We start from the raw sequence: 10,566 nt of genomic DNA, 5'->3' as shown, positions 1-10,566 counted from the left end.
CGGTGGTCCGGCTCGCTTGGGGGGCGGGGGGGGGGGGGGGGGGGCCCCCCCCCGGGGCCCCCCGGGGGGGGGGGGCGCCCCGGGCGGGCGGCCGCCCCCCCCCCCCCCCCGCGCCCGGGGCCGCCCCAAGAAGGTCGGCCCGATCCGGCGGTCGATGTCGCAGTACTGGTACGCCTGGGCCATGGTGGCCCCGGTTGTCGTGGTCACCGCCATCCTGATCGGCTGGCCGCTGGTCCGGGGTGTGTATCTGTCCCTGACCGACGCCACCGAGGCCACCATGGGGCGGACGATCGGCGTCAACGTCATCCCCTCGACCTACGAGTTCATCGGGATCGGCAACTACCTCGACATCCTCACCGGTGGCTTGTTCTGGGACAAGCTGACCTGGACGGTCATCTGGACCGTCGCCTGTGTCGGGCTGCACTACGGCCTCGGCCTCGGTCTGGCCCTGCTGCTCAACCGGAAGTTGCGCTTCCGCTCGGCCTACCGGTTGATGCTGATCCTGCCGTGGGCGATCCCTCCCTTCGTCGCCGCCTTCATCTGGCGCTACCTCTACAACAGCGACTTCGGCGTCATCAACGCGATGCTGAAGGCCACGGGCCTGGGCGCGGTCGGCTGGCTCGACGACCCGACCACGGCGAAGATCGCGGTCATCGCGGTCAACGTCTGGGTAGGCGTGCCGTTCATGATGGTGGCCCTGCTGGGCGGGCTCCAGTCGATCCCCGGTGAGCTTTATGAGGCGGCAGAGGTGGACGGTGCCACGCCGTGGCAGCGCTTCCGCCACATCACGGTCCCCGGCCTGCGAACCGTCTCCAGCACCATCGTCCTGCTGGGCACGATCTGGACGTTCAACATGTTCCCGTTGATCTTCCTGATCACAGGCGGAGGTCCGGGCAGTTCCACGGAGATCCTGGTGACCTACGCTTACCGTGAGGCATTCACCGGCATCCGCAACTACTCGGGTTCGGCGGCATGGGGAGTGATCATCCTTCTGCTTCTCGTCGTGATGGCCCTGGTCTACCGCCGCGCGCTGCGCAAGCAAGGGGAGGTCTGGTGAGCACCGTCACGGCAGGTTCCGCGAGGCGCGGGCGCGCCCGCGGCCGCGAGGATCGCGGCATCGGCAGCTCGATCCTTTTGCACGGGACGCTGATCATCGCGTCCGTCATCTCGCTGTTCCCCATCGTGTGGCTGATCTTGACCTCGCTCAAGCCACGCGACGGCTGGCTCTCCAGCGAACTGAAGTTCTTCGACGACTCCTCGCTGGACAACTACGTCCGCGTGCTGACCGAGACACAGTTCCCGACCTGGTTGCTCAACTCCGTGATCATCGCGGGACTGACCACGATCATCGGTGTTTTCCTGGCTTCCACGACCGGGTATGCCATCAGCCGCTTCCGTTTTCCCGGCTACCGCGGTGTCATGTGGATGCTGCTGATCACCCAGATGTTCCCGGTGGCGATCCTGATCGTGCCGCTCTACAACCTGATGGCGGGCCTCGGACTGCTCAACCAGATTCCGGGACTGGTCATCGCCTATATGACCGTGGCGGTGCCGTTCTGCGCGTGGATGATGAAGGGCTACTTCGACTCCATCCCGCGCGAGATCGACCAGGCCGGCATGATCGACGGACTGACCCCGTTCGGCGTGTTCTGGCGGGTCATCCTGCCGCTGGCCCGGCCCAGCATCGCGGTCACCGCGTTCTACTCCTTCATGACGGCCTGGGGTGAGGTCGCCTACGCCTCGGTCTTCATGACGGGGGACGACAAGCGCACCCTCGCCGCCGGTCTGCAGCAGTTCGTCGGGCAGTTCTGGGCCGATTGGGGCCTGCTCACCGCCTCGGCGGTGCTGATCGCGTTGCCCGCGGCGGTGGTCTTCCTGCTCGTCCAGCGGCACCTGGTCGCCGGACTTACCGCTGGCGCCACGAAGTCGTAACACCACCGTGCTACTACATCCTGGTATGTCATCTGATCGGGGGATTTAATATGACCGAGCTTGTCCGGGCGGGCCTCGCTGCCGGGGCCGTCACCCGATGGTGGCGCGACGCGGTGATCTACCAGGTCTACGTGCGCAGCTTCGCCGACGGCAACGGCGACGGCGTGGGAGACCTGATCGGCGTGCGCGGCAGGCTCCCCTACCTGGCGGATCTCGGGGTCGACGCGATCTGGCTCACCCCGTTCTTCACCTCGCCGATGGCCGACTTCGGCTACGACGTGGCCGACTACCGGGACGTCGACCCGATCTTCGGGTCGCTCGCCGACGCCGGGGCACTGATCGACGACGCGCACCGGCACGGCCTGCGGGTCATCGTGGACGTGGTGCCCAACCACACCTCCGACCGGCACGCGTGGTTCCTGGAGGCCCTGGCGGCGCCTCCGGGAGACCCCGCGCGTGAGCGCTACATCTTCCGCGAGGGCCGGGGGGTCGGCGGGGAACTGCCGCCCAACGACTGGGAGTCGGTCTTCGGCGGCCCCGCGTGGACCCGGCTGCCCGACGGCGAGTGGTACCTTCACCTGTTCGCCCCGCAGCAGCCCGACCTGAACTGGGAGAACCCCGAAGTTCACGCGGAGTTCGAGTCGATCCTGCGGTTCTGGCTCGACATGGGCGTGGACGGCTTCCGTATCGACGTCGCCCACGGCATGGTCAAGGCCGAGGGCCTGCCCGACGTCGGCCACGCCGACCAGGTCGGGATGATCGGCACCGAGGTGGTGCCGTTCTTCGACCAGGACGGCGTGCACGAGATCCATCGCGCCTGGCGCAAACTGCTCGACTCCTACCCGGGAGAGCGGATCGGCGTCGCCGAGGCGTGGGCGCCGTCCTCGCAGCGGCTGGCCAACTACGTCCGCCCCGACGAGATGCACCAGGCGTTCAACTTCCACTTCCTCGTCACTCCCTGGGAGGCCGCTCCGTTCCGCGCGGTCATCCAGGAGTCGCTCACGACGGCGGGAATGGTCGGCGCGCCGTCCACCTGGGTGCTTTCCAACCACGACGTCAAACGTCATCTCACCAGGTACGGCGGCGGCGAGATCGGCCTGCGCCGCTCCCGCGCCGCCGCCCTGCTGACGCTCTCCCTGCCCGGCTCGGCCTACGTCTACCAGGGCGAGGAGCTCGGGCTGCCCGAGGTCCTCGACCTGCCGGAGGAGTTCCAGCGTGACCCGCAGCGCCTGCGCAACCCCGACCACGGCCGCGACGGCTGCCGGGTGCCGCTCCCGTGGGCCGACGACGAGCCGCACTTCGGCTTCAGCCTGCCCGGCGCCGAGGCGACCTGGCTGCCCATGCCGCCCTCCTGGGGGCCGCTCAGCGTCGCCTCCCAGCTCGACGACCCGCTCTCCACGCTGAACCTCTACCGGGAGGCGCTGAGGATCAGACGCGAGCGCCGCTCCTTCGACGACGCCCCGCTCACCTGGCTCGACTCCCCGGGGGGCACCCTCGCCTTCTCCAGGGGCGAAGGCTTCGCCTGCACGCTCAACCTCACCGGCGAGCCCGTGGAACTGCCCGCCCCCGGGCGGATCCTGCTGGCCAGCACGGAGACGGCCGTCGAGGACGGCGTGGTACGGCTCGCCCCCGACTCCGCCGTCTGGTGGGAACCCGATGTCGCATAGCACCGGGCAACTCGGCGCCGGCAACGGAACCGCCAGGCTGACCGACATCGCCGCGCAGGCCGGGGTGAGCGAGGCCACGGTCAGCCGGGTGCTCAACGGCAAGCCGGGCGTGTCCGCCCTCACCAGGCAGGCGGTGCTGACGGCTCTGGACCTGATGGGGTACGAGCGCCCCCAGCGGCTGCGCCAGCGCAGCAACGGGCTGATCGGCCTGGTCACCCCCGAGCTGGACAACCCGATCTTCCCCGCCTTCGCCCAGGCCTTCGAGAAGACGCTCACCCAGCACGGCTACACCCCGGTGCTCTGCACCCAACTGCCCGGCGGGGCGGTCGAGGACGAGTTCACCGAGGTTCTCGTGGAGCGCGGGGTGAGCGGGATCATCTTCGTCTCCGGACTGCACGCCGACATCACCGCGCGCTCGGACCGCTACACCCAGCTGATCGGGCAGGGCGTGCCGATCGTCCTGCTCAACGGACACGCCGCCGACGTGCCCGCCCCGTTCATCTCCCCGGACGACCGGGCCGCGGCCCGGCTGGCCGTGCAGCATCTGGCCGACCTCGGGCATGAGCGCATCGGCCTGGCCGTCGGCCCCGGCAGGTTCGTGCCGGTGATCAGGAAGATCGAGGGGTATCGGCAGGCGATGTCGCAGTTGTTGGGGGTGACGGAGGTCGACGAGTGGATCTCGCATTCGTTGTTCTCGGTGGAGGGTGGTCAGGCGGCCGCGGCGCAGTTGCTGGCGCGGGGGTGTACGGGGATCGTGTGCGCGTCGGATCTGATGGCGTTGGGGGCGATCCGGGCGTGCCGGGATCGGGGGTTGTCGGTGCCGGGGGAGGTGTCGGTGGTGGGGTTCGACGACTCGCCGTTGATCGCGTTCACCGATCCGCCGCTCACCACCGTGCGCCAGCCCGTGCAGCCGATGGTCACCGCCGCCGTGCACACCCTCCTGGAGGCCGTCGCGGGCACGCCAGGACAGCACTCCGAACTGATCTTCCAGCCCGAGTTCATCGTCAGGGGATCGACGGGATCCGGCCCCAAGGTGATCCGGTGACGGCCTGATCCCTCGATCCTCCCCGCTCCCCTTCCCTTCGCTCGAATCCATCCCCTCCCTTCCCCGCGTGGGGACCGGCATCGACCGCCGGTCCCTCTTCCCGGCATGTGCACCACCCGGACCGCCCACAGTCCGGGATCTCCCTCGTTTTCTTTCGATCCATCGATCTCGCGCCCGCCCAGGAGGTCGGCATGAGTGTGCACGACCCGGCTCCTCCCACCGTTCCCCGGCTGCTCGCGGCACGGGCGGAGACCGATCCCGACCGCCCCGCCCTCGTCGCCGGTGAGCCCGCCGACGGATCGGGCGACCTGACCTTCGGTCAGTGGGAACGGCGTTCCAACGCCGCCGCCCGTGGTCTGCTCGCGCGCGGCCTCCGTCCCGGAGACCGCGTCGGCCTGCTGTTCGGCGGGGACGAGTGGCCCGCCTTCGCCGTCGCCTTCTGCGCCGTACTCAAGGTCGGTGGCGTGGCGGTGCCGCTCTCCGCACGCCTCGGCGGCCATGAGATACGCGACAGCCTGCGACGTTGCGCCGCCGTGGGCGTGCTGCACGGGCGGCAGCCCCCCGTGCTCGCCGAGAAGGATCCCGGCCGGTGGTGGTCACCGGTGCCGGACAACGGCGACGGCTCACCGATCGACGGCGTCGAGGTACGGCCGGGCGACCTCGCTCAGATCATCTACACCTCCGGCACGACCGACACCCCCAAGGGCGTCGGTGCCACCCACGCCAACCTGACCCACGGCCGCCCGCTACGTCCTCGCCGCCGGGCCTACGCGCACTCCGAGCGTTTCCTGCACGCCTTTCCCATCGGGACGAACGCCGCGCAGATGATGCTGATGGACGCCCTCACCGCCCACCCGGCCGCGCTCACCCTCCCCGGATTCGAGCCCGAGGAGTTCTGCCGCCTCATCGAGACCCACCGTGCGGGCACCGTCTTCCTCGTCCCGTCCATGGCGATCGAACTGCTCGGTTCCGGCGCTCATCGCAGGTACGACCTGTCCGGGGTGCTGCTGCTCAGTTCCTCGGCCGCCGCGCTGCCCCCCTCCGTCGCCCAGGACCTGGCCGTCGCCTTCCCCGGGGCGACGCTGGTCAACTACTACACCTCGACCGAGGCGGTCCCCGCCCAGACCACCATGATCGTCGATCCCGCCAGGCCCACCTCCCTGGGGCGCGCCACCGACTCCGATGACCTGCGCGTCCTCGGTGAGAACGGGGAGAGGCTGCCTCTGGGGGAGACGGGTGAGGTCTGGCTCCGCTCCCCGGCGCCGCCGCGCTCCTACGTGGGCGACCCCGAGGGCAGCGCGCTGGTCTTCCGCGACGGCTGGGTTCGGATGGGTGATGTCGGCCACCTCGACGCCGACGGCTACCTCTACCTGTCGGACAGGGAGACGGACGTCATCAAGTCGGGTGCCCTGAAGGTCTCGACCGTGCGGATCGAGGCGGTACTGCATGAGCACCCCGCAGTGGCGGAGGCCGCCGTCGTCGGCGTTCCCCACCCCGTGATGGGCGCGCTGCCCGCCGCCGCCGTACGGCTGGCGCACTCGGTGCCGATGGACGAGATCCGCGACTTCCTGTCCGGGCGGCTGGCCCGTCAAGAGTTGCCGACCAGGATCGTGCCGGTCGAGGAGTTCCCCCGCAACGACCTCGGGAAGATCCTGAAGTCCGAGGTCCGCGAGCTGTTCGCCGCGCGGGGCCGCCGGGTCCCGCTGACCGCGGGGCAGGCCGGAGCACCGGCCCACGGGGAGACGGTCCGGGTGGCGATGCGGGTGCGCGACACCGTCGACCCGGGGCTCCTGCGCAGGGCACTCCGCGAGGTCGCCGCCGCCCACGAGGCACTGAGGCTCACCTTCCCCGTGCTGGACGGCACCCGCGTCGCCGAGATCGCGCCGGAGGCGGAGCCCGAACTCGTCCGCGTCCCGGCGGAGGCCGCCGTCGAGTACGAGCTGTCCCGGGGGTTCGACCTCGAAAGGGGACCGCTGCTCAGGACGATCCTCACCGATCTCACCCCCGATGGGTCCCTGCTGGTGCTCTGCGCCTCCGCGCTGGCCTGTGACGACTGGTCACTCGAGACGGTCCTGTACGAGCTCGGCACCGCCTACGCCGCGGCTCTCGCCGGGCGTACGGCGCCGGCCCCGCAGGCCACCGTGAGCTACGCCGACTGGGCCGCCACCCGTCCTCCGGTCCCCGGTGGCCCGTCGGCTCGGTTCCCGTCGCCGCTCCCGCACCCTCCTGCCGATGTCTCCGGGGCATACGGCTTCAGCCTGCCGCCCGAGACGGCCGGGCGGCTGCGGCAGGTGGCGCGGGCCCGCCGGGTGGCGCCCGCCGAGGTGGCCCTGGCCTGCTGGGCGGCCGTGCTGTCGCGGAGGGGCGGCCTGCCCGAGCCGACGGTGCTCGTGCGCGAGCCGGGGCGTTCGGAACCCGCCCACGCCACGCTGGTCGGCCCACTCGCGCTGGACGTGCCCGTCCGGATCACGATCCCCGGCGACCCCGTCGATCCCGCTGCGCTGATCGGCCTCGCAGAAGCGGTGCCGGAGGCGGTGGAGCATGCCGGCCGGTTCCGTTTCGAAGGCTTCCGCCCTGAGCCGTACCTGCCCGGCCTGAAGGCCGAACCGTACCCGCTGCCCGTGGCTCCGCCCGTCGACGGCGGCCCGTTCCTCACCCTCGTCGAACAGCCGGACGGATCCATGTCCGGCGTCTGCGCGGGGCCCGCCGCCGATGACCTCGGCCGGGGGTTCCAGCGCCTGTGCGATCTCCTCGCTCCCTGATCGACCCCTTGACTCCCCTGATGAGCCCTCTTCGCCGAGCCCTCATCTGAGATCGGAAGTGATGCCGGTGACGTCCGAGATAGACTCCACACCCGTTCGGGCCTCGCTCGCCCAACAGGGAATATGGTTCAACGAACGACTGGGCGGCATCGGAACCGTCTATACGATGCCGTTCTCCGTCACCTTCGACGGTCCCCTCGACGAGGCTGCCCTGGTCGCCGCCTGGAAAGGGCTCGTCGCCCGCCATCCCATTCTGGCCCGCGCGGTCGAGGAGCGGCAGGGCGTGCCCTATCTGGTACCCGCGGTCCAGCCCGTACTGCAGGTGGTGGACACCTCGCGGGAACGGCTCGCGGAATCGGTACGGGCCGAGATCCTGCGCACCTTCGACCTGTCCACCGGACCCCTGGCGCGGGCGGTCCTGTACCGGGAGGGCGAGGGGAGGGCGACGCTGCTGGTCGTGGCACACCACATCGTCTTCGACGGCGAGTCCACCTCGGTGTTCCTGCGCGACCTCGCCGAGCTCTACCGGGCCGAGGTCACCGGAACCGCCGCGGACCTGCCCGAGCTGAACCATGAGGAGCCGGACGCCGGGCGTGTCGAAGCCGGGCTCTCCTTCGCCAGGGAGTTCTGGCACTCGCGGTGGCGCCAGCCGGCAGAGGTGACCCTGCCGGGACTGTCGGGAGAGACGGCCATCTCGGCAGGGGGCGCGTCCGAGGGCTCGGCCGTGGAGTTCGCGCTGGCGGAGGAAGCACGGCAGGCACTGGCCCGGTTGTCGCAGGAGATCGGTGCCAGCAGGTTTGAGATCGTGCTCGCCTCGCTGCACGCGCTCCTGTACCGGTACGGCGACGCCGAGCCGACCGTCGCGGTCGATCTGGGGACCCGATCGCCGGAGACCCGCCACCACCTCGGCGCCTTCGTCAACGAATTGCCCGTCACGGCCAGGATCCAGCCGGACTGGAGTTTCCGCCGGTTCGTCGCCGACCAGCGGTTCGTCCACGGGCTCCGCTCCGACCTGCGTGGCCTCTACCGGGTCAGGGAGGTGCCGCTGTCACGGGCGGTCAGCGGCGTACGGCCCGGCGTCTCGCTCGCGCCGGTCTCGCTCGGCTACCGCAGGCGCGAGGCCGCTCCCACCTTCTTCGGCGTGGACGCCCATGTGGAGTGGGCACTCTTCAACCACACGGTCCGCGGCGCCATGCGCATGCACATCGTGGACGGGCCGGACCGCTTCGGTGTCGCCCTCCAGTACAACCCGGAGGCGATGGGCCGCGACGACGCCGAGCGGGTCGCCGCCCACTGGCGGACGCTGCTCGCCGCGGTGGCGGCCGAACCGGACGCGCCCCTGACCGGGCTGCCGCTGCTCGGCGCCGAGGAGACCGAGCTGCTGCTGTCGGACTGGAACGACACATCGGTCGACTACCCCGAGCTCACCCTGCCCGAGCTGGTGGCCGCGCAGGCGGCCCGTACCCCGGACGCCACGGCCGTCGAGTGTGGCACGGACTCGATGACCTACGCGGAGCTCAGCGCGGCCACCGACCGCCTGGCCCTGCGGCTGCGCGCCGAGGGAGTGGGCCGGGGGAGGCTGGTGGCGATCTGCGCGGAGCGCTCGCAGGCGACCCTGGTCGGGCTGCTGGCCGTGGCGCGAGCCGGGGGAGCCTACCTGCCGCTCGATCCAGGACACCCCGAGGAGCGGCTCCGTTTCGTGCTGGAGGACTCCGGCGCCGGACTGCTCCTGACCGATCCGGCGACACGAGACCGGCTGGCCGGATTCGAGCTCCCCATCATTGTCCTCGAAGACCTGGTCACCCCGGTTGAGGTGGCCGAGCCGGCCGGTTTCGGCCGGCCATCGCCGGAGGATCTCGCCTACGTCATCTACACCTCCGGCTCCACGGGACGCCCGAAGGGCGTGGAGATCCCGCACCGGGCACTGACCAACCTGCTGCTCGCCATGCGCGACCGGCTCGGTTCCCGCAGGGGGGACGGCTGGCTCGCCCTGACCTCGCTGTCGTTCGACATCTCCGCGCTGGAGCTCTACCTGCCGCTGATCACCGGCGGCCGGGTCATCATCGCCCCCGGCGACGCCGTCAGGGACGGGCGCGAACTCGTCAGGATCGCCGGGTGCGGGGTGACCCACGTGCAGGCCACCCCGTCCGGCTGGCGGATGCTGCTCGACTCCGGGCTCGACCTGCCGCACGTGACGGCGCTGGCGGGTGGGGAGGCACTGCCCGCCCCGCTGGCTCGCGAGATCCTGCGCAGGACCGGCCGTCTGATCAACGTCTACGGTCCCACCGAGACGACGATCTGGTCGATGAGCGCGGAGATCACCGAACCTGTCACGACGGTGCCGATCGGCGAGCCGCTCGCCAACACTCGGGTCCACGTGCTCGACGAACGGCTCGGTCTGCTCCCCGTCGGGGTGCCGGGTGAGCTGTGCGTCGCGGGCGACGGCATCGCCGACGGCTACCGGAACCGGCCCGAGCTGACCGCGGAGCGGTTCGCGGACGATCCGTTCGGCCCCGGACGGCTTTACCGCACCGGCGACCGGGTGCTCAGGAGAGCCGACGGCCTGATCGAGTTCATCGGCAGACTGGACGACCAGATCAAGCTCCGCGGCCATCGCATCGAGCCGGGCGAGATCGAGGCCCGGCTGCTCGAACATTCTCAGATCCGCCGCGCGGCCGTGCTCGCCAGGGAGGACGACAAGGGCGAGCGGCGGCTGGTCGCCTATCTGGAGGCCGAGGCCGTCCCCGCTGACCTGCGGGAGCATTGTGCGAGGACGCTCCCGCCGTACATGGTCCCGAGCGACTTCGTACACCTGTCCCCGCTGCCGCTCACCGCGAACGGCAAGCTCGACCGGAGCGCGCTACCCGCCCTCGACACGGGAGGGGAGCGGGAGGCGAAAGCGGCCTCGGCGGTACCGGTCACCTACAGCGGCGTGGCCGCCGAGCTCCACGAGATCTGGTGCGAGGTGCTGGGGGTGGCGGAGGTCGGTCCTGAGGAGGACCTGTTCGAGCTGGGCGGGCACTCGCTCACCATCACCCAGATCGCCTCACGGGTCCGTCTGCGCCTGGGCGCCGACCTGCCGCTCCACGTCTACTACGACGACTCCACGATCCAGGCGGTCGCCGCCGCGGTCGAGCGCCTGCGCGGGGAGGGCTGAGCA

The 10,566-nt window shown here is 70.8% G+C and carries 6 protein-coding genes; all 6 read left to right on the top strand.

Features of this window, described 5'->3' with window-relative positions; all coding sequences use genetic code 11:
• Positions 1 to 154 precede the first annotated feature (154 nt).
• Positions 155 to 1,057, top strand: coding sequence for a carbohydrate ABC transporter permease (locus tag ACFY3V_RS29900; RefSeq protein WP_389778150.1), 903 nt, complete (start codon positions 155 to 157; stop codon positions 1,055 to 1,057).
• Positions 1,054 to 1,932 carry a carbohydrate ABC transporter permease gene (locus tag ACFY3V_RS29895; protein WP_362896962.1) on the top strand — a complete coding sequence of 293 codons (879 nt, stop codon included), beginning with the start codon at positions 1,054 to 1,056 and terminating at the stop codon, positions 1,930 to 1,932. The genes ACFY3V_RS29900 and ACFY3V_RS29895 overlap by 4 nt, the downstream gene beginning before the upstream one ends.
• A gap of 50 nt (positions 1,933 to 1,982) precedes the next feature.
• Positions 1,983 to 3,599 (top strand): glycoside hydrolase family 13 protein, encoded by a 1,617-nt coding sequence (locus ACFY3V_RS29890; protein ID WP_389778147.1) that lies wholly within the window; start codon positions 1,983 to 1,985, stop codon positions 3,597 to 3,599.
• A complete protein-coding gene (locus tag ACFY3V_RS29885; RefSeq protein ID WP_362896960.1) occupies positions 3,589 to 4,644 on the top strand; it encodes a LacI family DNA-binding transcriptional regulator in 1,056 nt (351 codons plus the stop codon). The genes ACFY3V_RS29890 and ACFY3V_RS29885 overlap by 11 nt, the downstream gene beginning before the upstream one ends.
• A 191-nt stretch (positions 4,645 to 4,835) precedes the next feature.
• A complete protein-coding gene (locus ACFY3V_RS29880) occupies positions 4,836 to 7,406 on the top strand; it encodes an AMP-binding protein (protein WP_362896959.1) in 2,571 nt (856 codons plus the stop codon).
• A 61-nt stretch (positions 7,407 to 7,467) separates the two neighbouring features.
• A complete protein-coding gene (locus ACFY3V_RS29875) occupies positions 7,468 to 10,563 on the top strand; it encodes an amino acid adenylation domain-containing protein (protein ID WP_389778144.1) in 3,096 nt (1,031 codons plus the stop codon).
• Positions 10,564 to 10,566: the final 3 nt, after the last annotated feature.

This window comes from Streptosporangium sp. NPDC000095, from assembly GCF_042899335.1.
In the GTDB taxonomy this organism is placed as follows: Bacteria; Actinomycetota; Actinomycetes; order Streptosporangiales; family Streptosporangiaceae; genus Streptosporangium.
Note: the sequence above shows the minus strand (reverse complement) of the source record. Positions and strands in the feature narration are given on the sequence as shown.